Raw genomic sequence first — 23428 nt, 5'->3', positions numbered from 1 at the left:
TGTCGAGTTAGACTTGATCATTCGCCCAACTATTTCAGGAGGCAGCAGTGGCACGGATCCCTGCGGCTGAACGACGTACCGACCTCGTCAACGCGGCCATTCAGGTGATCGCGACCCACGGTGTCGACGGCGCGACCACCCGCCGCATCGCCGAACAGGCCGGCGCTCCGCTGGCGACGCTGCACTATTGCTTCGCCTCGAAGGAGCTCCTGTTCGCGGCCGTCTTCGAGCGAGTGGCCGCCGAGTACCAGGAGGTCATCGCTCGTAGCGATGTCCACGGCGACGTACCGACCACCGCCCGGGAACTCCTGCGCGGCGTGATGAGCTGGTATCTCGAGGCGGCGGCCTTCGCGGCCGCGACCATCGAGCTCATCAGCTGGGCACAACGCCAGGACGGAAACCCGGCGGGCATCGTCTACAAGCAAGCCTTCGCCGTCCTGCGTTCCATTCTCGACAAGGCGAACAGCGACGGGATGCTGCCGACCGAAGCGATCGATGAAGTCAGCTACATCGTCGCCGCGCTGTCCGACGGGTTCGCGCTGAACTGGCTCACCTTCGGCGACCGCGAGGAGGCTGCCCGGCAGGTGGCCATGAGCATCGCCGTGCTCGACGCGTGGCTGGCCACGAAACTGGTATCACCGGTCTCGGCCGCGCAGCCGACACCCGGACCCACGGTCCAGCCGAAGACCGGAATGAGCTCGTTGGTCTCCTGGGTGAATGTCGGCTGAGCGAACCGAGATTCGTCGTATCGCTCGACAACCGCCGAACCCGCATCGTTCCCGGGCAATGGATCGGGCCGGTACCGCGAGAGGCGGCACCGGCCAGAATTCCCTTGCCGCAGAACAGATCTCATCCGGCCGTGGACATACGGGCGCCTTCTTACAGGCCGTGGCCGGCGCACAGACGTTCCGCCGCTTCGTCGACGACCCAACTCAAAGCTCGGTCGTCGCGTTCCATCCACTCCGGATGCCACTGGACCCCCAGCACGGGAGCACCGGGAAGCTCGATCGCCTCGACCACGCCGTCCGCGGTCCGGCCCGTGACGACCAGACCCTCGCCACACACGTCGACAGCCTGATGATGCCACGAGTTGGTCACCGCGCGGTCCCCGAACAGCGTCTGCGCAACGGATCCGGGCGCGAACGACACCACATGATCAGGTGTACCGTCGGTGAGCGCGGCCCGCTCCGACAGATGCCGCACCGGGCCCGCCGGGAGATCCGCGATCAGCGTGCCGCCCCGCGCGACATTCAGAACCTGCAGGCCGCGGCACACTCCGAGCACCGGCGTATCGGTGTCGATGGCCGCGCGCACGAGCGCGATCTCGTACGCGTCCCGCTCCCGGTCGTGCACCATCGGATCCGATCGCGCATCGATCGCACGCACCACAGTCGGATCACCACCCCAGCAACCGGGATGAACGTCCTGACCGCCGGTGATGACCACCCCGCTCAACCACTGGCACACTGCGGCCGGGTCCGCGTCGTAGGGCAGCATCACCGGAATCCCGCCGGCCCGCGCGATCCGGTCCGAGAAGTCGGACATGAAAGCGTCGGTGAGGCGGTCCGCGTACCGGTGGTCCAACCCGTCCACCAGTCCCAGCCGGAACCGCCTGCCCGTGATGCCGATCAGCGGCCGTGCGGCGGTCGAGAAGTCACGCACCGCGGTCACGGGAACTCGAAGTAGCGTGCGGACTCCCATTCCGAGAGTTCGGCGAACGGGTCACCTCCGCCGGTGTGGAACTGCATCCACTCCCACCGGCGGGTGCCGATCCAGTAGTCGACGAACTCGTCGCCCAGCAGCTCCCGCAGAAGGGGGTCGGCGTCGAGCGCTTCGGCCGCCTTGGTGATGGTGTCGGGCAGTCGCTTGATGCCGGGCGGCATGCACCAGGCCATATCCGACACCGGATCCGGCGGCTCGATCTCGCGTTCGAGGCCGGCGATCACACCGGCCAGCACGCCCGCGGTAGCGAGATAGAGGTTCGCGTCCGCACCCGGGAGGCGGTACTCGAGCCGAGAGTAGGACGGGTGCCCGCACACCGCCCGGACGGCGGTGGTCTTGTTGCTGATGCCCCAGCTGACGGTGACCGGCGGACCACTGAGATCCACCAGCCGGCGGTAGGAAGTGATCTGCGGCAACACGATCGAGGTGTTGCCCTCCAGCGTCGCGATCAGACCACCGATGGCGTGGCGCATCGTCTCCGAAGGCCCGTCTTCGGCGTAGAACGCGTTCACGCCGTCGCGCTGCAGCGAGAGATTGATGTGCGACGCCTGCCCGTAGCCCGCGGTCGGCTTGGCCATGAACGTGACCGAGCGCCCCTGCTCGAACGCGACCTCGCGCATCACCTGACGGGTGCGCGCCCACGCATCACAGACCCCGATCGGATCGCCCGGTACCAGGTTGAGCTCCACCTGCCCGGCCGCGTCCTCGTCGCTCCAGGCCTCCCACTCGATGCCCAGCTCGTCGAGGCGCCGCGACACCGCCGTCATGTAGTCGATCCAGTCTTTCGACTTCGCGAGATGGTATGCGGTGCCGGCGGATCCGCCGAGCGGAGTGAGGTCGCGGTAGCCACGCGCCCGAGCCTCGTCGATCGACTCCGAGAACAGGGTCGTTTCGATCTCGACCGCGATGGTCGCGGTGTACCCGAGGGTCGCCAGCCGATCGACCATCTTTCGTACCAGGTTGCGCGGGCAGATCGGAACCGGTGTGCCGTCCTTCAGCCAGTAGTCGCCGATCACCGACTGCAGTCCCGGTTCCCACTCGACCAGCGTCGACATATCCGGTTTGAAGCTGACGTCGTCGAGGTGCCCACGCCAGCCCGGATAGGCGAAGCCCATGCTGGGAGCGTTGCCGAGGTCGAGTCCGAACAGCAGGTCGGCGAAATTGAATCCCGACGCCGCGCTCGCGTCGAACTTCTTCGGCGAGACATTCTTGCCGAGGAAACACCCCTCGTGATTGGTGGCCTCCAGCCGCACGGCGCGGACGTCGGAGCCGCGGACGCCGAATTCCGAAGTGGCGATGGTGATTTCAGACATCGAAACGAGCCTTCCAGGATGCGCCGATCATGACCGACAGTTGAGAGAGGGTGCCTTGAATTCCGAGGGCACCGGTGGCCAAGGTCGCGAACAGATCGTCCACACCGGAGAACACGCCGGCCAGCGTCTCCGGCGCACCGGCGATCACGTAGTGGGTCTCCCCCTCGCCGCAGACGATCTGCTCCACTCCCTCGGGCCCCTCGGTGACAGCGATGAGCATGTCCGGAACGCCCGGCACCGAGCGCGATACCGTCCAGAAGTGCTCGGCGGCCGCGCGCCAATCGGGCAGCGGCGGCGTCAGTGCGGCCGAGACGTCGGCAACCAGATCCTGATCACCCACCGGATCGCCGATCGCGGCGAACCTAGCATTCAGGTCGACGGTGAGGGTGGCATCGGGTTCGGTGAACACACCGCTGGACACCTCGACAACACCGTCGCCGAAAGCGATCGTCGCGGACTGGGGCGTGTCGTGTGAGCGGATCGCCACCGTCGCCGCGGTCCGTCGCAGCGCCGACAGCGCATGGCCGGCGCGTGCGGAATCGCGCAGTGTCCGGCCGATCAGCCGGACGATCGGCGTGGCATCGTCCTCGATCCGTATGTCGATGCCTGCGGCCGCGCCGGCGCTGGGCACCACGCGGTCGATCGTGGTTTCGGTCATCTTCGGTGTCCTTTCGACTACGCGAGATCGTGTGGCGCGCGCGGCAGCAGCAGACCTCGAGTGAGAACGCAACCGTCATAGTCAGTTGTCTGGGTCACGTGACTATGATCGTGAGGCATACGTCACTCGTTGTCAACAACTCGAAGAGGATCGCCGATGCTTACACCGACACCCGCGTACTGGGATTTGCTGGACGCGGACGCGCAGGCGGCCGCGCAAGCTATCGCGAGGGCGCTCCCGAAGCCACTCCGCGAACTGGGGCCCGCCACCGCGCGCGAACTGCTCGCGACGCGGCCGCGCGAACATCCCCTCACGGCGATCGACCAGGTTGAGAACATCGAGATATCTTCCCGCGCAGGAACTTTGAGGGCCCGGCTCTATCGGGCCACAGTCGAGTCGGACCCTCCCGCTCTGCTCTACATGCACGGCGGCGGGTTCATCCTCGGCACCCTCGACGGCGTCGACGAGCTCTGCCGGGCCATCGCGGCTCGCTCGGGTTTCGTGGTCGTCTCGCTGGAGTATCGGCTCGCACCGGAAAATCCGTATCCGGCCGCGCTCGAGGACTGTGTCGACGCATATCTGTGGCTCCGCGAGCACGCTCGCGATCTGGCGATCGACTACGACCGCATCGCGGTGGGCGGCGATTCGGCGGGCGGCGCTCTCGCAGCCGGACTCTGCCTCGCGCTTCGCGACGGCGAGCTCCCGCTGCCGATGGCGCAGGTGCTCGCGTATCCGCCGGTCGACGACTCCTTTACCGCGCCATCCTGGACGGAGTTCGCCGATGCACCGCTTCTGACCAGTGCGGATTCCAAATGGCTCATCGAGCAGTACCGGGGACCCGACTATCAGGACCGTGCCGACCCTCTTGCGGCGCCGATCCGCGCGGAGTCGCTGCACGGGCTGCCCCCCGCGTTGATCCTCACCGCGGAAGTGGACCCGATCCGCGACGACGCGGAGGCGTACGCCGCACGTCTGGATCGGACCGGCGTCGCCGTGGTGACCACGCGCTACGCGGGGGTGTTCCACGGCTTCTTCACCGAAGTGGGCGTATTCGCCAAGACCGAGCAGGCGATCGAGGACGTATGCGCTTATCTGCGCCGGCTCGTCCGTCGGTGACGCCGGAGCGGCCCGAGCCGATCCCATCGAGCGGCTGACCGGACGACCCCGTCCGCGATTCGGAGGCGTGCGCATCAGCGTGATGCGCACGCCTCCGAATCGTTGAAGCTGTTGTTATACAACATCTCCCGAATTTTTCAGAGCGCGCCCGATACCGGTCCGGCAGGCGGCACCTCGGCAACGTCGCAAGGACCGACGCGAACCGCCGGACCCAGCAGGATCGCTGCCGTTCTCCGCCAGAGCGCCACTTTCTGCCACTCGGAAGCAACGCCGATTTAATCTTGAGTCGTTCATTTGATCAACTCTTGTTGTTGCAGCTAGAAGCCTATTTACGCGTCGATCCCAGATTCTCTATTGCAAAGAGTTGGTCAAATACCTTGATCATATGACTACATACCTCCTAGTCTATGGCGCGGATCACAACTCGGCGCGGCAGCTTCCCGCGAATGCGCGGATCAGACCGCCGATTTCTATGGAGAACGACAATGACCGAAATCAATGAAACGACCGGCGCAGGCCGGGATTCGAGCGCTGGTGGCGCGCCGCCGAGAGGGGTGCTGATCGGAGTCGGCGCCCTGCTGGTCACCCTGACCAATGCGATCATCTTCGTCCTGCCGCCGCTGCTGCCGATCATTCAGGCGCAGTACGGTCTCGCCACGGTTTCCGAGACCACCTGGATCTACACCGTGCTCACCCTCGGCGGCGGGGCGGGTTTCATCCTGCTGCCACGCCTGGCCGACGTCTTCGGCGACCGCAACGCGACCGTATTCGCCGCCGGATGCCTCACGCTGGGAGCGTTCGTCCCCGCCGTCGGAGATTCCTACCCGGCCCTGCTCATCGGGGCCGCGCTCATGGGAATCGGCGGGGCCGCCCAACTGCTGCCCTTGGGATTTCTCCGGCGGAATCTGGCCGACAACGGGGTCGCGACCGCGGTCAAGGTTCTGGTCGTCGCCACCGGCCTCGGCATCGTCGTGGGCATGATCGGCGGCGGCCTGATCGTCGAATACCTGTCGCTCCGTAGCTTCTTCTGCGTCCTCACCGCCGCCTTCGCCGCGACGACGGTCATCTCGTTCGTCGTGATTCCGCACGCCCCGCCCGCGGAGCCCACCGGCCGGATCGGCGCGCTCGGAACGGTGTGGATGATCGGCTGGGTCGCGGCGCTGCTGCTCGCTTTGACCCAGGGCTTGGTCTGGGGCGCCGGGGCTCTCATTCCACTGATCGGCGGTATCGTCGCTGCCGCACTGTGGGTACGCGTCGAGCGCAAGTCGTCGGCGGCCGTCTTCGATGTCGCCATGCTGAAATCGCCGTTCGTCACCGCGGCGAGCGTGGCGATCGCGTTGTTCGCGGCAGTGAACGCGGCGTTCCTGTTGCTGCTCAGCACCTACAGCCAGATCGATCCCGATTCCCTGCAGCCCTCGGACGCGTATGGGCTCGGACTCTCCGCGCTGCAAACGGGGTTGCTGATGGTGCCCTTCGCTGTGCTGTTCCGGGTCGGAGGCCGCATCGCCGAGGGCCCGATCGCCAAGGGACACGCGTCCCGCGTCTTCGTGGTGGGAGCACTCGTCTGTGTCGCCGGCCTGGCCTGGCTGGCACTCGCCCACGACCACGCGTGGCAGAACCTCGTGGGGGCCGGCGTCATCGGGCTCGGATGCAGCATGGGATATGCCGCGGGCTTCACCGTCGTGCAGATAGCAGTTCCCGAAGAGAAGGCCGGAATGGCCGCCGGCGCAGCCGGTACCTCCATGGCTGTCGGCTTCGCCTTCGGCACCGCGTTGATCACCGGTGTTCTCAGTGCCTCGGTCGTCCACGTTCCGGGCACGGACATCACGGTCGCCGACAAGGGCTTGTACGGCACGAGCTACTGGATTTCCGCCGTCCTGGCCGCAGGTGTCCTGGCGACGGTGCTGATCTCACGCGCACGTTCTCGCCGGCGCGCCGCAGTCGCCGTGTCCTGATCCAGCTGAAGCCAGCCGAACGAATTGAGAGACAATGGAAATCAAAGAACTACTCTTCATGGTCGCCGACCTGTGGATGATCTTCGCCGGATTCTTCTACGGATGGAAATTCATCCGGCGCTACCAGAACTACCTGCTCGGCCTCGAATGGATGATCGTCGCCACGTCGGGCACCAACTTCCTCATCTGGTCCGCGATCAAGGGCAGCGAAGACGGGCTCATGTTCAAGTTTGCCTGCTTCCTGGACGCGTTCTCCCGATCGGTCGGCATCACGCTGATCCTCGTCATGGGCTTGATGCGCGTCACACACCGGTACAAGCCCACGCTCGCCACCGACATCGGCGTCTTCGTGCTCGCCACCATCGCCGGCCTGTACTTTCAGCAGTTCCACGCCCACTTCGCGCTGGGACCGGCCACCTACTACGTGGTCGTCAACGTTGCGACGTCGCTGTTCCTCATCTACTTCGCGGGCCGACTGTGGGCGGTCGGCGAGAAGGTGAAGACCGTCGGAACTCTCGCGGCCACCGCCGCCGGATTCGCCATCGCCATCACCTACGACTTCTTCCCGATCCCCGGTGACGACGAGCTCCGCACGATCTTCTACACCGCCGCGCTGGCCACCTGGGGCACGCAATTGTGGATGTACTTCCTCGGATACCGCGCCCTGCACAACCACAACGAAGCGGCTGACGCGCGGCCGGCTCGGCGGGAACAGAGCGCTGCCGGGGCCTGAGAGGGCCGCATTTCAACGGCACGCCATCACCGGCCGCAGGCCCGGCGATGGCGTGCCGCCGTCACCACCCATGCGAAAAGGATCATCGAAATGAACACCGACAACGTCGAATACACCACCTTCACCGGCTGGATCGACCCACCCAGCGACGTCCGCCCGGCGTTGGAAGACGACATCACCTGTGAGGTCGCAGTCGTCGGCGGCGGCCTGAGCGGTATGTCGACGGCGTTGCGGCTGGCCGAGCGCGGTCGAGACGTCGTGCTGCTGGAGGCCGAATTCTGTGGGCACGGCGCCAGTTCCCGCAATGCGGGACAGCTGGCGGGTGCCCCCGGCGGAGACATTCAGCTGTTGAATCTCCTCTACCGGAAGAAGCTGCCCAGCATCGTGCAATTCGCCGATCATGCCGAGCATCACGTCGAAGATCTGATCAAGACGCACGACATCGACTGTGAGTACGAATCGACAGGCAATGTCGGCGTGGCGGTCTCGCGGGGACAGCTGGGCCGCGCGCGGCGCGTCGCCGAGATTCTGCAGCGGGCCGGTGCGAAAGCCGAGTTCGGCACGAGTGCGGAGCTGGGCATTCCTCGTGGATTTCTCGGTGGGATGCGCGAGGCCATCGGCGGAATGATGAATCCGGGCAAGTTCACCATGGGCGTGCGCCGTGCCGTCTTCTCCTCCGGCGCGCGAGTTTTCGAACAGACCCGGGTCACCGACGTCACGCGGGAAGCCGGGCACGTCGTCATCCGCACACCCGGCGGTGTGGTGCATGCCGACACCGTCGTCCTCGCGACGAACGCATACGGCGGCGAGCTGGCGATCACTCCCAAGAATCTGTCCGTGCCCATCTGGGTCATCGAGGTGGAGACCGAGCCGATCGACCCCGCGCGTCTGGCCGCCCTCGGGTGGACCAGCCGCGCCGGCCTGTTCACCCAGCACAACTTCATGGAGAACTATCGGCTGACGTCGCGCAACACCATCGTGTTCGGCGTTCGACGGATCGAACGAGGAAAACAAGGCCCGTTGCCCACGAAGCAGCCGGATCCGGGGCTCGTCGCCGAACTCGCCCACGCCTTCGCGACACGATTCCCGGCCCTGGCCGACGTGTCGGTCGCTCGTGCGTGGGGCGGCTGGATCGCGATCACTTCCTCGTGGCTGCCGCTCGCCGGTCGAATCGACGACAACGTCTTCTACTCGATCGCCTGCAACGGCCACGGGTTGGCCCAGGCCCCCTACCTGGGATCGTTGATTGCGGACATGATCGTCGACGGAAAACCCCACGAGGATCTGCAGGCGCTGTGGCAGCAGAAGCCGAAGTTCCCTCGCCCGATGATGATGGGCCCGTTGGGTTTACGCACCATCTGGGCCGTCGATCGGTTCAACGATCTGGTCAACGGGAGCCGACGTAACGCCCGGCGTGGGTCGGCGCCGGTGAGCTGAGCGAGAACGCGTAGGGTCCGGGACTCGTCAGCCGGGGCATTCACCGGCCTTCTGTGCGATGCGTACCCCGGATCAGTCGGCTCACACCGACGCGACGTAGCCCGGCGGTGGGCCGATTCCGGTCAGGGCCCTCCAGGTCCGCTGCTAGCTCAGCGTTTTCAGCGCCGCGGCATCGTAGGCCTTCAGCTCATCGATCCGGCCGCTCAAGACCTTGGCCGCCCATTCCGGGTCCTGCAGGAGGGCGCGGCCGACGGCGACCAGGTCGAACTCGTCACGCTCGAAGCGGTCGAGGAGGTTGTCGAGGCTGCCGAGTTCGGCGCCTCTGCCCGTGAAGGCGTGGAGGAAGTCGCCGTCCAGGCCGACCGAGCCGACGGTGATGGTGGGCTTGCCGGTGAGCTTCTTGGTCCAACCGGCGAGGTTCAGGTCCGAGCCGTCGAACTCCGGGAGCCAGTAGCGGCGGGTGGAGGCATGGAAGGCGTCGACACCGGCAGCGGCGAGCGGCGCAAGGATGGCGTCGAGCTCCTGCGGGGTCTCGGCGAGCCGCGCGCTGTAGGCCTCCTGCTTCCACTGCGAGAAGCGGAAGATCACCGGGAAATCGGGCGATACGGCCGCGCGGACCGCGGCCACGATCTCGGCCGCGAACCTGGTGCGCGCCACCGGATCTCCACCGTAGGCGTCGGTACGGCGGTTCGTGTGCGCCCACAGGAACTGATCGACGAGATAGCCGTGGGCGCCGTGCAGTTCGACGCCGTCGAAACCGATCCGCTCGGCGTCCGCGGCGGCCTCGGCGAACGCGGCGATGACGTCGTCGAGATCGCGCTGCGTCATCGCTTCACCGGTTGGCTCGGTGCCGTCGACACGGATACCGGAGGGGCCCATGGCCGGGGCATCGGGGTAAGGCTGTTCGCCGCGATTGCGGACCATGCCGATATGCCACAGCTGCGGCACGATCGTGCCGCCGGCGGCGTGCACGTCCGCGGCGACCTTCGCCCAGCCCGCCAACTGCTCCGCACCGTGGAATCGCGGAACCCGATCACTCTGACCGGCCGACTCGTGGCCGACGTAGGTCCCCTCGGTGACGATGAGACCGACACCGGCGGCGGCGCGGCGCGCATAGTAGGACCGCACGTCGTCACCGGGGATGCCGCCCGGGGAGAACATGCGCGTCATCGGCGCCATCACGATGCGATTGGGGACGGTCAGGCCGTTCAGCGAAACGGGCCGGGACAGGATTTCCGCTGCGCGGGAGGTGTCGGACACGGTGACGGTCACTGGGTACTCCTCGTAGAAACTTGACAACTTTGATGGTTGATAACCTCAAGCATTACCCACGGTAGGGGTGAATAGTTGAGATGGTCAAGTTTCAGGACGTAGGATGAATTGCATGGCCGAGGTTCCGCGCATCGACACCGCCCAGCTCATGGAGCTGCTTTCGGTGTCGCTGGGCGTCTACTACAGCGAATTCACGGTCGCAGCGGCGAGTGAGAACCTCACGGCGAGTCAGGGCAAGACATTGACGGTGCTGCGCCGGGGCCCCGCCGCGATGCGCACCCTGGCCGAGACCCTGGCGTGTGATGCGTCCAACGTCACCGGGATCATCGACCGGCTGGCGAAGCGGGGTCTCGTGCGACGGGAGGCCAGCGCAACCGACCGCCGCGTCACCAATCTGGTCATCACCCCCGAGGGCGAGCGTGCCGTCGACGCGATCCGCGCGAAAATGCATCAGACCCGAGAAGGCCTGAGCAGACTCGGCGACGAGGACCGTGATCGTCTGCACACACTCCTGGAACGGGTCTTCGTCCAACCCTGACGCTCGACGAGGGCTCGGCCGGGACAGCGCCGAATCCCTTGCAGGACAGCTACTTCGGAAGCCATTGTCGCCGCGGCGGCAATCATCGGATTGTTCGGCGGTATCCACTACACCCGCCATGGCGGCGCCCTCGACGAGATCGCCGGATTCTCGGTCACATCGCCACGCTCGTGTCGCCAGAATGCGCCGCGAACTTGCCAGAAATCGGATGCGTTGGCGGCTAACGTTTTTCGTGCGTCCAGGGCGGTCGTGGCAGGTGAACGCGGATCCGCATGTAGGAGGGGAGATCCGCGCTCAGGCCGGACCCACCGTGCCCGACTTGATAGTTTGACGTCGTTCTGCGGCTGGGCGCGAAAGGGAATCTCTGGTGGATTCGGAGTATCGGTGGGAGGAGGAATCGTCGGCGACCGCCGAGACGCCCGCCGAGCGGATCGAGTCCTGGCACCATTACCTGCGGAGCCGACAGGGGTCGGTGGGATTGGCGTTCGGCGACACCGTCGTGCACTACCGCAGAACCGGACGAGATGTGCGGGGCGACGGCGACGACAGCTACCGGTTGCTGCTGCCACTACGCGGGGAATTCAAGTTCGCGCAGGGTGACGCCGCGGAGGTCGTCGCTCCCGGCAGGCTGGCGTTCTTCCATTGGGGATCACCGCTGGTGATGCGTCAGGACGAGCCACTGCTGCGCACGATTCGCCTCGAGCGTGCGCGCCGGCGCCTGTCGTCACCCCTGCCGGTGGACATGGACACGGTCGCCCACCAGACCGGGTTCACCACGATACGCCGCTTCCGCGAAGCCTTTCAGCGCCGGTACGGCCGGAGTCCGGAGCAGATGCGCGCCGAACTCTACGGGCCGTAGCGGATTCCGCCGGCGAGCCGGCTGCCGGCGAACGAAAACGTCGGGCGCACTTGGCGTTTACGCCTGGATGACCTCGACGCGCACCAATGCGTTCGGCGAGTCGCAACTGGCCCACGACTGGTTCTGACCGTACTGCACCGGGCCGTACTTCCAGTAGGTGAACGGAACGGGCCACGCGACGCAGGTGAGCTTCACTTGCTGCCAGGTAGGCAGCTCGCAATTGGCCATCCCGCCGGTGTTGAAGATGTTGTAGACGTGACAGTTCGCCTGCCACACCGGTACATCGGCGTTGGCCACACCACCGCCGACAAGCGCGGCGGCAGCGGTCGCCCCGGTAATGACCGCACTGGCCGCGAGTCGCTTCGCGAAAATCATGTCGAAACCTCCTGAGCAGTTGTGCATGAAAGATCGCTGGAGATTCGCGGACGTTACGCCCGTCGGTGCGCGCGACCGATGAACATGGCAGCGGGATTTGGCCGTTGGTCGACCTACTCCCGCCGCCGGAGGCGCTCTCGGCGCGATCGCCAGAAGTTGACCCACAGCGTTTTCCAACGCGTGGTGCTTCATCCCGAGCCGCCGGATCGCATCGTGATCCCGTTCGGCGGAAAGCGGCGATCACCCAGCAGGATTCGGCGGGCGGTTTCACACTGGTGCGGTGACCGACTACCTGCTGCGCCCGATCGGCTCCGTCGAATCCGAGCTCACGGACCGCGCTACCGCACCGCGCCAGCCCGACGAGGGCGCCCCACCGGCCTGGGTGGTGCTCGACGACCGTTACGCCGAAGCGCTGGAAGGCCTCGCGCCGGGTATGGACCTGGTGCTGCTGACCTGGCTCGACCGCGCCGACCGGGAGACTCTGGCGGTCCACCCCCGAGGTGACACGAGCCGACCCCTCAACGGTGTCTTCAGCACGCGGGCACCACACCGTCCCAACCCGATCGGGCTGCACGAGGTCCGGATCCTGTCCATCGGCGGCACCCGGATCCGCGTCGCGCACCTGGAAGCCTTCGACGGGACTCCGGTTCTCGACATCAAGCCCGTTCTGGCCGCGTCCGCGGCTGACCGGTGAGATGAGGGCGATCGCCGGCCGGCCCCTGGCGGGGTGCCGCGGTCAGTCGTTGTCGCAGAGGGCTTTCAAGGTGCGCGGGACTTCTTCGGCCGGCAGATAGCATCCGGTCTGCTCGAAACCGCCGATGGTGTGGGTGGTGTAGTCGCCGTAGCCGATGCGCAGGAAGTCGTCGCCGCTGAGGCCGTGCACGGTCCAGTCGAAGGCCACCCGAGCGCGGGCGACCAGCGTGCGCAGAGCCATCAGGTGATAGCCGCGCGTGACGAATTGTGCTGGGATACCGCGCAATCCGATCTTCAGCGGGCGCGCCACCGCGTCGGCGCCGCCGAGGTCGACCACCATGCCGAGGTCCTGATGCCGGTACGGCGTGGGCCGTCCGCCACGCAGCGCGGTCACCAGATTCCTACCGAGGTGGCGGCCCTGGCGCATGGCGTGCTGCGCGGTGGGAGCGCACAGCGTGCCCGCATCGGCGGTCAGGTCGGGAACCGCCGCCGCATCGCCACAGGCCCACACACCGGTGAGGCCCGGCACGGTGAAATCGGCCTCGGCGACAATGCGGCCCTTCGTCGTCGCCGCGCCCAGATGTCCGGCGAGGGGGCTGGGGACGACACCTGCGGTCCACAACACCGTCCGCGTCGGGATGAAGCGGCCGTTGGTGAGCTGAACACCATGGGCGGTAACCTCTTTCGCCGCCGCGCCGGTGATGAGTTCGATGCCGCGGTCGGCCAGATTCCGCTTGGCCTGTTCTCCGAGTCGCTGTCCGAGTTCGGGCATGATCCGGTCGCCGTGTGTGACCAGATGCCAGCGCACCATGCCGGATTCCAGCTTCGGGAAATACCGGCGCGCGGCGGCCCGGGTGACCTTGTTGAGCACGGCCGCGGTCTCGGTGCCGGCGTATCCAGCGCCGATGGTGACGAAGTTCAGGCGCTCCCGGTCTTCCTCCTCACCGCCGCGCACCGCCGCGATGTCCAACTGCTGCAGGACGTGGTCACGCAGGAACATGGCCTCGGCGAGCGTCTTCATCCCGAATCCGTACTCGTCGAGGCCGGGCACGTCGAGGACGCGGGTGATGCTGCCCGGAACGAGCACCAGATGGTCGTAGTCGAGGGCACTTTCGGTGCCGGCGGATCCGCGCACCACGACCTGCCGGGTATCCGGATGCACCCCGATCGCCATGCCCGGAACAACCTCGGTGCGGCGCAGCACCCGCCGCAGCGACACCGTGATCGACCGCGGATTCAGCACACCCGAGGCGACCTGCGGCAGCAGCGGCAGATACAGCAGCCCCGCATCCGGTGTGACGAGTTGGATGAACGCTTCGTCGGGGCCGAGATGACGCTCCAGGTAACGGGCACATTCGACGCCGGAGAAACCACCGCCGATGATCACGATCTTCGCGGGACTCACGAATTCACTCTACTGATCGCACAGAAGACGCAGGTCCGAGTTCATCGGCCGGGCCGAGGCCGTGGTCGTGACGGCGAAAGACGAATCGGCTCAACACATCACCGGCGACAATCGATCGCCGGGGCGGTTCGCCCGCTACGCCGTGGCGTCCGGGACCGGGCGGGCCGGGGGCTGCGGCGCCAGCTGAACACCGGCCAGACCGGTCCAGCACAGGCTGGCGGTCGTGGCGACGGCCTCGTGTTTGGGCAGGGGTTTGCCGGTCGCGACCCAGTCCCGCGCACACGACTGAGCGATCGCGACCAACTCGGCCGTGATCAGCCAGCCGTGTTCCGCGCGCGGCAGCGGATGCGGCGCCAGCGCCCGGGCGAGCGTCTCGATACAGATGGTGGCGGCCTGGTGCGCGATGCGCTGCGCCGACGGTTCGTCGGCCACGGCGGCGCCGGCCAGCAGGGCGGCACTGCGTGGCCGGATGTCGGCGAAGTCGAACACCGCCGCTACCGAGGCCTCCACGATCGATCGCATGCCCTCGGCGGGTTCGAGTGCGGCGGTGAGCGTCTCCTCCAGTTCCTGCATCGCCTCGTGCAGCACGGCCAGATACAGTTCCAGCTTGCTCGAGAACGACTTGTACAGGACGGGCTTGCTGATTCCGGCCCGGCAGGCGATCTCCTCCATGCCCGCGGCCCGATACCCGCACGCGGCGAACAAACCGGCCGCCGCGGCCAGGATCACCCGCCGGCGTTGCTGCCTGGCCTGCGTCATCTGTCTGTCCACCACCTGGCACCTCCTGCGCCCACGGTACCGACGCCCCGGTTCGGCACAACCGCGACCCGCACGATCACGCCGGTTTCGCCCTCTTACGCCTCGAGGAGCCCGTCACTCGAGGGCGCGCGAAGCAACACCCGCCCCGGCGCGCCTACGGAGCGAGGACTATTCGCCCGAACACTTCGCCCGCGTCCATCTTCCGGTGCGCGAGAACGGCATCGTCCAACGGGAGTATCTCGTGGACCACCGTGCGGAGTTCGCCGCGCCCGGCGGCGGCGAACTGTTGCGCGCGGACGGCGCGGCGGTCGGATTCGGAGACGGTGTCCGCGCTGAAAGTGGCGAAGGACAACGACTTTCGGAACGCGGTCATCATCTGCATACCGAAGTCCGCCGGTGGGTGGCCACCCACGATCCCGACCGCCACCATGCGGCCGTTCGGATTCAGACGGGCGAAGAACGAGGGCAGGTCCGCACCGGCTACGACATCGACGATGACGTCGTAGCCCGCCGGAGCGTCCGCACCTCCCTTTCCCGAGCGGTCCAGGACGTGGGTCGCGCCGAGTTCGCGCAAACGGTCGCCACGGTCCGCCGACGAGGTCGTCACCGCCACCGCGCCGGCCGCGCCGCGGGCAGCGAGTTGAACGGCCGTGACCCCGATACTGCCGGCCGCACCCCGGACCAGGACCGACTCACCGGGAGAGAAACGAGCGTGGGCCAGGGCGAAATGGGCGACCACTCCGGAACTCCCGAGCGTCACGGCATCGACCGAGGACAGGTCCGGCGGCAGCGGGAGGACGTCCTCGACCCGGGCGCTCGCCTGTTCGGCATACCCGCCGCCGAAGCCGGTGAAGGCCCACACCCGCCGGCCGATCCACGATGTGTCCACACCGTCGCCGGCCGCGGTGACGGTGCCCGCCACTTCACTGCCGGGAACGTGGCCGGCTTCGAACCCGTCGCCGCCGATCGTGCCTCTGCGAATCACGGCGTCCACCCCGCCGACGCCGATCGCCTCGGTGGTGATCAGCACCTGTCCGGCGGCCGGCGTCGGCGCAGGGAGATCGACCACGGCCAGTCCCTCGGCGGGTCCGAATGTCTGGATGACTACTGCCTTCACTCGTCTTTCCTCGCTTCGAGCGATTCCGGACCGGTCGAGCCGTCCGGGCTGTGCTCGACGCTAACGGACGCCCCCGTCCGTTTAGCTAAAGTGAGAGTGGTGCCCGACGATTTGCCTCAACCCCTGCGCTCCGATGCCCGCGACAACCGCGAACGCATCCTGGAAGCGGCTCGCGCCCTGTTCGCGACCGAGGGCTTGGACGTGCCGATGCGCGAGGTCGCCCGCCGCGCGGGAGTCGGCCCGGCCACGCTGTATCGGCGCTTCCCGACCAAGCAGATCCTGGCCACCGAGGCGTTCGCGGAACAGATGCACGCCTGCCGGGCCGTGGTGGACGAGGGACTCGCGGAGCCGGACGCGTGGCGAGGCTTCTGCCTCGTGATCGAGAAGCTCTTCGCACTGCACGCTCGCAGCCGAGGCTTCACCGAAGCCTTCACGGCCACCTTTCCGCACGCGCTGGATTTCACCGCCGAACGCGAATACGCACTGAAAGCCGTTGCCACACTGGCACATCGAGCGAAGGACGTCGGCCGGCTGCGGCCCGACTTCGTCGTCGACGACCTGATCCTCATGCTCCTGGCCAACCGAGGCATTCACATCGGCTCGCCGGCCGCCCGGGTCGCCGCCTCGCGCCGCTTCGCCGCCTTCGTGATCCGAGCCTTCGCCACCACCGCCGACACCACGCCACTCCCCCCTGTCGCGCGCGTAGCACCCGCGGTCATCTGACGCCCGCCGATACCGGCGGTGGCGCGGGTCACTGCTTTCCGGCCGCTCACCGGCCGATTGCCGGGCGGGCGCGCGGCGCATGTAACCTTTCCTCCCAGGAACTCGCACCTGAGGCGGGTTCACCCCAGCCTGGTGTGGTCAGAAGGGAGATACCGATGGGTAAGCGTGGGCGTAAGAAGCGCAGCCGCCGTAAGAATGCGGCCAACCACGGCAAGCGGCCCAACTCCTGAGCCGTCGCGCCGTGCGCCCCGGGACCGCCCAGCGGACTCGGTGCACTGCTGAAAACGACAATGCGGCACGCCATCATGGATGGCGTGCCGCATTCGTTCGTGCGGTCAGGACTCGCGTTCGACCCGGGTTTCGGTGATGGTGATCGACCGCCGGATGTCGAGAGTGAGCCGCTCGCGCAGGGATTCGGGGGCACGATCCCCACCGCATTTGCGACTCAGCAGGCGCTTGAGCTTCTCTTCCAGACCGTATGCCTCGATACACGGCGAGCAATGGTCCATGTGGTGCTGCAATCGCGCCCGCGTGGCCTCGTCGCATTCGCCGTCGAGAATCAGCCAGACGTCGGTGAGTACCGCCGAACAGTCCAGTTCCATCTCGTCCCCGGCACCCCGATCGTCGTGCTCGTGCCCACTCGTGCTCACTGGGTTACCTCCTGACGCGCCCCGTTGCCCGTTCGGTTCCGATCGAAACCCCGCTCGTGCGCGACATCGGCCAACAGCCCCTTGAGCTGTTTGCGCCCGCGGTGCAGCCGGGACATGACGGTGCCGATCGGGGTCCCCATGATGTCGGCAATCTCCTTGTAGGGGAAGCCCTCCACATCGGCGTAGTACACCGCCATCCGGAATTCCTCCGGCAGCGACTGCAGTGCCGCCTTGATGTCGTCGTCGGGCAGCGCCTCCAACGCCTCCATCTCCGCCGAGCGCAGACCGGTGGAGGTGTGCTCGGCCGTGGCGGCGAGCTGCCAGTCGGTGATCTCGTCGGTGGGGTACTGCGCGGGCTGGCGCTGCTTCTTGCGATAGGAGTTGATGTAGGTGTTGGTGAGGATCCGGTACAGCCAGGCCCGCAGGTTGGTGCCCTCCCGGAAGGACCGGAAGCCCTGGTATGCCTTGGCGAAGGTCTCCTGCACCAGATCCTCGGCGTCGGCCGGGTTGCGGGTCATTCGCAGGGCCGCACCGTAGAGCTGATCCAGCAGCGGCAGCGCGTCACGCTCGAAACGCCGCGCGAGTTCGGCCTCGTCGGCCGTGGAGCGCACGGTCGAATCGCCGTCGATCTCCGCGTCCTCGGCGTCGCGAGCCTCGGCATCCTCGGACGCCGTGTCGTCGTCCACCGGGTCGTCGGGGATCTCGATATCTTCCGGTCGGGAACCGCCCGCGGTGTCACCGCGGGGGCGATCGGCCGCCAGTTCGTCGTCGCTCGTCACGGAAGTCCCTTCGGTCGCCGTAGCATCTGAATCTACCGCGCGCGAGGGTCGCCGATCGAACCCGGTGTCCGGGACGATGATGTCGATCAGCGGGTACGACAGCGAGTCGCCGGTCGTTACCGGGCGTTCGTCGACGAGGACGGTCACCGGCATCTCCTTCGAACTTTTCCGATCTCGAGCGGCTGCGAAGGCAGCTGCGCTGTGCTGGCGGAACAGTGCAACATGCACGACCCCGACTGTGTTCCCGCCGGACGCGTCACACCCGGCGTACATGCGATTGCCGGGTGTGAACCGGCGCCGCTAGGGTGACCGGCATGGCCGCATCGACACCCGCGATCCGGGCGCTGACCCAGGCGAAGGTGCCCCATGTGGTGCATTCCTATCCGCACGATCCGCGCAGCGAGTCCTACGGCGAGGAGGCCGTCACCGCTCTGTCGGAGCGGGTGGGTGTGACGGCCGCTCAGATCTTCAAGACGCTGGTCATCGAACTGTCGACCGGCACGCCCGCGGTCGCGGTGCTCCCGGTTCCGCAGTCACTGTCGCTGAAGGCGGCGGCCGCGGCGCTGGGCGCACCCAAGGCGGCCATGGCCGACAAGGCGAAGGCCCAGCGCATCACCGGTTACGTCCTGGGCGGCGTGTCGCCGCTCGGACAGAAGCGCGCACTGCCCACGGTGGTGGACGAATCCGCCCTGAGCTGGGATCGCATCCTCTTCAGCGCCGGCAAGCGCGGGCTCGAGATCGAACTCGACCCCGCCGAGCTGATCCGGCTGACCGGCGCGGTCACAGCGCCCGTCGTCGCCTGATTTCTCGCAGCCTGGGAGATCCGACCACGCGGATCGGAAATATTTGCATGTAACAACTAGTTGGTGTATACAAATAGTTGATTGATGCAAGTAGTTTTCGGCCGGTACGCGGTCGAGCGGGCGACAGCGGGAGGTCCGATACATGGACAGCGAGCAGGTGATCGATCAGATCGCCCAGCAGCTGATTCGGCTGGGGCGGATCCGGGAGCGGACGAACGCCCAGGTGGCGGCGACCTCGCACGGCGATGTCGACCTCTCGGCCTACCGCATCATCTTCCGCCTGCTGTGGGACGGCCCGATGCGCTCCGGCGCGCTGGCCGAGGCCATGTACTCCGACGCTTCCACGATCAGCCGCCAGGTGGCGGCCCTGGTCAAGCGGGGCCTGTTGCGCCGCGAGGCCGATCCCAGCGACGGCCGCGCCAGCGTCCTGATCGTCACCGACGCCGGCAAGGAGATGGCCGCCCAGCTGCGCGCGCGGCGCAACGAGATGATCGGCCGCATTCTGACCGACTGGAACGACCCCGACCGCGAGCAGTTCGCGGTCCTGCTGCACCGCTTCGTCGACGACTACGAAGCCGCGCGACCGGCGATACTCACCCTCCCCTCCCCCACGGAAGGCCCTGCGACGGAGAAGAATTCGTGACCACGACGACCACACCGGCCGGGGCCGGCACCACCCCGAACGCCGCGGGCTTCACCCACCGGCAGGTGCTGGTGATCATGAGCGGCCTGATCCTCGGCATGCTGCTGGCCTCACTGGACCAGACCATCGTGTCCACGGCCATCCGCACCATTTCCGACGACCTCAGCGGCTATTCGCTGCAGGCGTGGGTCACCACCGCCTACCTCATCACCGCCACCCTCAGCACGCCGCTGTACGGGAAATTGTCGGACATGTTCGGGCGCAAGCCCTTCTATCTGGCGGCGATCGCCATCTTCGTCGCCGGGTCGCTGCTGTGCACCATGGCTCAGTCGATGTACGAGCTGGCCGCCTTCCGCGCATTCCAGGGGCTGGGCGCGGGTGGGCTGATGTCGCTGGCGCTGACCATCATGGGCGATATCGTCTCGCCGCGTGAGCGCGCCCGCTATCAGGGCTACTTCCTGGCCGTCTTCGGCACCTCGAGCGTCGTGGGGCCCGTGCTGGGCGGCCTGTTCGCCGGTCAGCCGGCCATTCTGGGCATCGACGGCTGGCGCTGGGTGTTCCTGGTCAACGTCCCGATCGGACTGCTCGCCTTCGCCGTGGTCACCAAGGTCCTGCAGCTACCGCGGCGCCCGCATCCCGGTGTGCGGATCGACTGGTGGGGCGTGCTGATGCTGGCGGTCGGCATCGTCCCACTGCTGGTCGTGGCCGAGCAGGGCCGGGAATGGGGCTGGGGCAGCCCGGACGCCATCGCCTGCTATCTGATCGGCGTGGTCGGCGTTCTCGGCTTCGTCGCGGTCGAGGCGAAACTCGGCGATCTGGCCCTGATTCCGCTGCGGATGTTCAAGAATTCGACCTTCGCTCTGGGCGTGGTCATTTCGTTCGTGGTGGGCGCCGGCATGTTCGGCGGGATCTCCCTGCTGCCGCAGTATCTGCAGGTGGTGCGCGGATCGAGTCCGACGGTCGCGGGACTCCAGATGCTGCCCATGGTGCTCGGCATGATGACCGCCTCGGTCATCGCGGGTCAGACCATCTCCCGCACCGGCCGCTACCGCATCTTCCCGCTGATCGGCGCCGGCCTGCTGACGCTCGGACTGTTCCTGCTGCATCTGATCGGCGCCGACAGCCCGCTGTGGCTGGTGATGATCTTCATGGCGATCACCGGATTCGGCCTCGGCAACCTCATGCAGCCGCTCACGCTGGCATTGCAGAACGCATTGCCGCCGAAGGATATGGGCGTGTCCACCGCGGCGGCCACCTTCTTCCGGCAGATCGGCGGCACCTTGGGCGTGGCGGTCTTCCTGTCCATCCTGTTCGCACAGCTGACACCGCATATCAGCGACGAATTGCACAGTGCGGCAACGCAACCGGCCTACCAGCAGGCGGTGATCGACGGTGCGCACAGCAGCAATCCGGCCGATGCGGCGCTGTCGAAAGGCCTACTTTCCCACGATGTTTCGGCAGCGGGCCAGGTGATGAGCGACAGTTCGGTGATCCAGCAGTTGAATCCGACGCTGGCCCGCCCGTTCCAGGTCGGTTTCGCCGATTCGATGGATACGGTATTCCTCGCCGTCACGGCCATCGCCGGGATCGCGCTGCTGCTGGTGGTGTTCTGGAAGGAAGTGCCGCTACGCACGGCGGGTGGGCTGCAGGCGAGTGCGGAGCCGGATCCGGCGGCGACTCCGCGGAGGTGATCCGGCGCGGGCGGCAACACTCCGCCGGACACGCTGCGCCACACCCACGATTCCCGCCAATTACCGGAAGCTCACCTGTCTCTGTGCGTTACTGGTCGAGCAGTTCGTTCTCCCCCGATTCGTTCCGAACCGAGGATGTGATGCGAAATGATTCATCGTCCGCGCGTACGTAGCCTGCTCGCCGCGACCGCCGGCGTCGCACTGCTCACCACCCTGGGATCCGGTCTGCTGACGGCAGCGCCCGCCGGCGCTGCTCCGAGCGCGCCGGTCCCCGTCCACGATCCGAACTATCCGCTCGGCGGCGACGCCGAACATCCGGGCACGCCGGAGCAGGATCCACAGGCGGAAAAGGCCGAGAAGCTGGGCGGCCACGCCACCACCGACATCATCGAACTGGCCACCGACACCACCACGAAGATCGTCGAGATGGGCGCCGACGTCCTGAAATGCGGGCTGAATATCGCGATACCGTCCGTGAAATGTGACTAGCGGCAGGCGAACAGCGCCGGGCCGGGTTCAGATCAGGCTGATCTGCCCGGCCTGTTCGCTGCCCGCGCCCGGCACCGGATCCAGCAGCTGCGGACCGTTGTTGCGCACCGAATTCACCAGTGGCGAGACCGGCCGCGCGACGATCGACGAAATCACCTGCGGCTCAGGGGTTTCCAGTAGTTCGTGCGGCGCCGGATGGTCGGGGTCGAGCCAGGCGCCCCAGTGTTCGCGCGGCATCATCAGCGGCATCCGATCGTGGATGCGGGCCAGATCGCCCACCGCGTCGGTGGTGAGGATCGTGCAGGACATCAGCGGGGCCATATCCCGCTGTGCCGGATCCCGCCACACCGACCACAGTCCGGCCATGTACAACCGGTTCCCCTCCGCATCCGACATGTAGTACGGCTGCTTCACGGCCTTGCCGGACCCGGTGGGATGCGGTTCGGTGAGCCACTCGTACCAACCGTCCATCGGAACCAGACAGCGGCGCTTCTTCACCGAATCCCGGAACGAGGGTGCGGTGGCGGCACGGTCGGCGCGGGCATTGAACAGCGGCTTGCCCTTGGCCGGAACCCCTGGTTCGGCGGCCTTGGTCCACACCGGGATCAGACCCCAGCGCATGCGGCGAATCCGCAGGGCGGGGTCGTCGTCGGGGTGGTCGTGGTCGTGGCGGCGAACGACCGTGAGGATCTGATTCGTCGGGGCGACGTTGTAGTTGGCGCCGTCTCCGGATCTACCGCCCTTGTCACCATCACCGCCGGGCGCCGCTTTTCCTCGGGCGGAATCGCCACTCGGCGCCCCGTCGGCGGTCTCGTCGAGGGCATCGAGTTCGACCGCCAGCCGGGCCGGATTCGCCGTGGTCGCATATCTGCCGCACATATCTCCATGCTGCCATCGCGGACCGACAGAATCCGTAGGCTCGGCCTTACCCGCACAACGAGACGAATCCAACTGAAGGCGATTGACATCACATCGCGAATGTGAGAACTTTTTGCCACAACTCTCTCATTAGGGGTCGCCGCACCATGTCCACCACCGAGTCCACCGCCACCACCGCGTCGGCGCAGGCAGCCGAATCCGCTCGGCCCACCGAGCTCTCCTCACTCAATCCGGCCACGGGCGAGGTCATCGCCACGCACCCCATCGCCGACGACGAGGCGGTGCGCGCGGCCGTCACCAAGGCCCGCGCGGCCGCCGCGACCTGGGGCGGCCTCAGCTTCGCCGATCGCAAGCGAGCGCTGCTGCGCTGGTCCAGCCGCCTCGTCGCCCGTGCCGACGAATTCTGCGATCTCATCCACGCCGAAAACGGCAAACCGCGCGACGACGCGTACCTGGAATTGATGCTGGCCCTCGAACACATCGCCTGGGCCGCCAAGAACGCCGAGAAGGTCCTCAAACCGAAGAAGGTCTCACCCGGCGCCCTGATGTCGAACTTCGCGGCGTCGATCGAACAGCGGCCGCTGGGCGTGGTCGGGGTGATCGGCCCGTGGAACTACCCCGTCTACACCCCCAACGGCTCGCTCGCCTACGCGCTGGCCGCCGGCAACACCGTGGTGTTCAAGCCGAGCGAATACTCCACCGCGATCGGTAACTTCGTCGGCCAGGCCTTCGTGGACGCCAACCCCGGCCTGCCCGAGGGCGTTTTCGTCACGATCAACGGCTTCGGCGCGACCGGTGCCGCGCTGGTGCGCGCCGGGG

At 67.0% G+C, this 23428-nt stretch carries 26 protein-coding genes; 15 read left to right on the top strand and 11 right to left on the bottom strand.

All coding sequences use genetic code 11. The features are described 5' to 3' along the window. Positions 1-47 precede the first annotated feature (47 nt). Complete coding sequence (locus tag AC5592_RS25895; protein WP_063065694.1) at positions 48-728, top strand: TetR/AcrR family transcriptional regulator; 681 nt, start codon at positions 48-50, stop codon at positions 726-728. A 151-nt stretch (positions 729-879) separates the two neighbouring features. Here the strand turns inward: AC5592_RS25895 and AC5592_RS25890 are convergent, their stop codons facing one another. Genes AC5592_RS25890 through AC5592_RS25880 form a run of 3 tightly spaced genes read right to left on the bottom strand, consistent with a single transcriptional unit; the run spans position 880 to position 3693 of the window. Further along, complete coding sequence (locus tag AC5592_RS25890) at positions 880-1671, bottom strand: gamma-glutamyl-gamma-aminobutyrate hydrolase family protein (protein WP_036498886.1); 792 nt, start codon at positions 1669-1671, stop codon at positions 880-882. After that, positions 1668-3035 (bottom strand): glutamine synthetase family protein, encoded by a 1368-nt coding sequence (locus tag AC5592_RS25885; RefSeq protein WP_036498884.1) that lies wholly within the window; start codon positions 3033-3035, stop codon positions 1668-1670. Before AC5592_RS25885 ends, AC5592_RS25890 begins: the two co-directional genes overlap by 4 nt. Next, positions 3028-3693, bottom strand: a complete 666-nt coding sequence (locus AC5592_RS25880) for a hypothetical protein (protein ID WP_063065693.1) — start codon at positions 3691-3693, stop codon at positions 3028-3030. The genes AC5592_RS25885 and AC5592_RS25880 overlap by 8 nt, the downstream gene beginning before the upstream one ends. A gap of 156 nt (positions 3694-3849) precedes the next feature. Between AC5592_RS25880 and AC5592_RS25875 the strand changes: the two genes are divergently transcribed. The 4 genes from AC5592_RS25875 to AC5592_RS25860 all read left to right on the top strand — a co-directional run bounded on the left by AC5592_RS25875 (position 3850) and on the right by AC5592_RS25860 (position 8934). Beyond that, complete coding sequence (locus AC5592_RS25875; protein ID WP_063065692.1) at positions 3850-4809, top strand: alpha/beta hydrolase; 960 nt, start codon at positions 3850-3852, stop codon at positions 4807-4809. Positions 4810-5294: 485 nt separating this feature from the next. Continuing rightward, complete coding sequence (locus tag AC5592_RS25870; RefSeq protein ID WP_063065691.1) at positions 5295-6764, top strand: MFS transporter; 1470 nt, start codon at positions 5295-5297, stop codon at positions 6762-6764. A 34-nt stretch (positions 6765-6798) separates the two neighbouring features. Beyond that, entirely contained in the window at positions 6799-7497 is a 699-nt protein-coding gene (locus AC5592_RS25865; protein ID WP_063065690.1) for a hypothetical protein, read from the top strand. A 90-nt stretch (positions 7498-7587) separates the two neighbouring features. Beyond that, positions 7588-8934, top strand: a complete 1347-nt coding sequence (locus AC5592_RS25860) for an NAD(P)/FAD-dependent oxidoreductase (RefSeq protein ID WP_036498872.1) — start codon at positions 7588-7590, stop codon at positions 8932-8934. 144 nt (positions 8935-9078) lie between these two features. Here the strand turns inward: AC5592_RS25860 and AC5592_RS25855 are convergent, their stop codons facing one another. Beyond that, the gene (locus AC5592_RS25855; protein WP_063065689.1) at positions 9079-10206 is read right to left on the bottom strand and encodes an NADH:flavin oxidoreductase; all 1128 of its coding nucleotides are present in this window, start codon (positions 10204-10206) and stop codon (positions 9079-9081) included. A 112-nt stretch (positions 10207-10318) separates the two neighbouring features. On the opposite strand from AC5592_RS25855, the gene AC5592_RS25850 reads away from it, so the two are divergent. Beyond that, positions 10319-10744, top strand: coding sequence for a MarR family winged helix-turn-helix transcriptional regulator (locus AC5592_RS25850; RefSeq protein ID WP_063065688.1), 426 nt, complete (start codon positions 10319-10321; stop codon positions 10742-10744). A 367-nt stretch (positions 10745-11111) separates the two neighbouring features. Then, complete coding sequence (locus AC5592_RS25845) at positions 11112-11603, top strand: helix-turn-helix domain-containing protein (RefSeq protein WP_063065687.1); 492 nt, start codon at positions 11112-11114, stop codon at positions 11601-11603. 57 nt (positions 11604-11660) lie between these two features. Here AC5592_RS25845 and AC5592_RS25840 read toward each other — a convergent pair whose 3' ends face one another. Next, positions 11661-11978 carry a hypothetical protein gene (locus tag AC5592_RS25840; RefSeq protein WP_036498860.1) on the bottom strand — a complete coding sequence of 106 codons (318 nt, stop codon included), beginning with the start codon at positions 11976-11978 and terminating at the stop codon, positions 11661-11663. Between the two features lie 280 nt (positions 11979-12258). Between AC5592_RS25840 and tsaA the strand changes: the two genes are divergently transcribed. Next, entirely contained in the window at positions 12259-12672 is a 414-nt protein-coding gene (gene tsaA, locus AC5592_RS25835) for a tRNA (N6-threonylcarbamoyladenosine(37)-N6)-methyltransferase TrmO (RefSeq protein ID WP_063065686.1), read from the top strand. 42 nt (positions 12673-12714) lie between these two features. Here tsaA and AC5592_RS25830 read toward each other — a convergent pair whose 3' ends face one another. The 3 genes from AC5592_RS25830 to AC5592_RS25820 form a co-directional block, all read right to left on the bottom strand. Beyond that, complete coding sequence (locus tag AC5592_RS25830; protein ID WP_063065685.1) at positions 12715-14076, bottom strand: NAD(P)/FAD-dependent oxidoreductase; 1362 nt, start codon at positions 14074-14076, stop codon at positions 12715-12717. Between the two features lie 135 nt (positions 14077-14211). After that, positions 14212-14850: a TetR/AcrR family transcriptional regulator gene (locus tag AC5592_RS25825; RefSeq protein ID WP_063065684.1), complete on the bottom strand. Its 639-nt coding sequence runs from the start codon at positions 14848-14850 to the stop codon at positions 14212-14214. Positions 14851-14989: 139 nt separating this feature from the next. Next, positions 14990-15952, bottom strand: coding sequence for a zinc-binding dehydrogenase (locus tag AC5592_RS25820; protein ID WP_063065683.1), 963 nt, complete (start codon positions 15950-15952; stop codon positions 14990-14992). 99 nt (positions 15953-16051) lie between these two features. On the opposite strand from AC5592_RS25820, the gene AC5592_RS25815 reads away from it, so the two are divergent. Next, the gene (locus tag AC5592_RS25815; RefSeq protein ID WP_232329553.1) at positions 16052-16675 is read left to right on the top strand and encodes a TetR/AcrR family transcriptional regulator; all 624 of its coding nucleotides are present in this window, start codon (positions 16052-16054) and stop codon (positions 16673-16675) included. Between the two features lie 155 nt (positions 16676-16830). Further along, positions 16831-16905 carry a 50S ribosomal protein bL37 gene (locus tag AC5592_RS25810; RefSeq protein ID WP_369801531.1) on the top strand — a complete coding sequence of 25 codons (75 nt, stop codon included), beginning with the start codon at positions 16831-16833 and terminating at the stop codon, positions 16903-16905. Positions 16906-17010: 105 nt separating this feature from the next. On the opposite strand, the gene rsrA is transcribed toward AC5592_RS25810, so the two are convergent. Both rsrA and AC5592_RS25800 read right to left on the bottom strand, forming a co-directional pair. Continuing rightward, on the bottom strand, positions 17011-17277 hold the full coding sequence (gene rsrA / locus AC5592_RS25805) for a mycothiol system anti-sigma-R factor (RefSeq protein ID WP_036504643.1): 267 nt from the start codon (positions 17275-17277) through the stop codon (positions 17011-17013). Between the two features lie 44 nt (positions 17278-17321). Further along, positions 17322-17954 (bottom strand): sigma-70 family RNA polymerase sigma factor, encoded by a 633-nt coding sequence (locus AC5592_RS25800; protein WP_051024905.1) that lies wholly within the window; start codon positions 17952-17954, stop codon positions 17322-17324. 464 nt (positions 17955-18418) lie between these two features. On the opposite strand from AC5592_RS25800, the gene ybaK reads away from it, so the two are divergent. The 4 genes from ybaK (at position 18419) to AC5592_RS25780 (ending at position 21730) form a co-directional block, all read left to right on the top strand. Beyond that, entirely contained in the window at positions 18419-18907 is a 489-nt protein-coding gene (gene ybaK / locus AC5592_RS25795; protein WP_063065705.1) for a Cys-tRNA(Pro) deacylase, read from the top strand. Between the two features lie 142 nt (positions 18908-19049). After that, positions 19050-19550: a MarR family winged helix-turn-helix transcriptional regulator gene (locus AC5592_RS25790; RefSeq protein WP_036504507.1), complete on the top strand. Its 501-nt coding sequence runs from the start codon at positions 19050-19052 to the stop codon at positions 19548-19550. 77 nt (positions 19551-19627) lie between these two features. After that, complete coding sequence (locus tag AC5592_RS25785) at positions 19628-21241, top strand: MDR family MFS transporter (protein ID WP_084507158.1); 1614 nt, start codon at positions 19628-19630, stop codon at positions 21239-21241. A gap of 147 nt (positions 21242-21388) precedes the next feature. Beyond that, positions 21389-21730, top strand: a complete 342-nt coding sequence (locus tag AC5592_RS25780) for a hypothetical protein (RefSeq protein WP_063065681.1) — start codon at positions 21389-21391, stop codon at positions 21728-21730. A 27-nt stretch (positions 21731-21757) separates the two neighbouring features. On the opposite strand, the gene AC5592_RS25775 is transcribed toward AC5592_RS25780, so the two are convergent. After that, entirely contained in the window at positions 21758-22609 is an 852-nt protein-coding gene (locus AC5592_RS25775; RefSeq protein WP_063065680.1) for an SOS response-associated peptidase, read from the bottom strand. Positions 22610-22755: 146 nt separating this feature from the next. Between AC5592_RS25775 and AC5592_RS25770 the strand changes: the two genes are divergently transcribed. Continuing rightward, positions 22756-23428: aldehyde dehydrogenase family protein (locus AC5592_RS25770; protein ID WP_157122195.1), on the top strand; the 673-nt coding region annotated here is incomplete at its 3' end.

The sequence above is a fragment of the Nocardia violaceofusca NBRC 14427 genome (assembly GCF_963869435.1).
GTDB classification, from domain to species: domain Bacteria; phylum Actinomycetota; class Actinomycetes; order Mycobacteriales; family Mycobacteriaceae; genus Nocardia; species Nocardia aobensis.
This window is presented reverse-complemented; position numbering and strand designations above follow the sequence as displayed.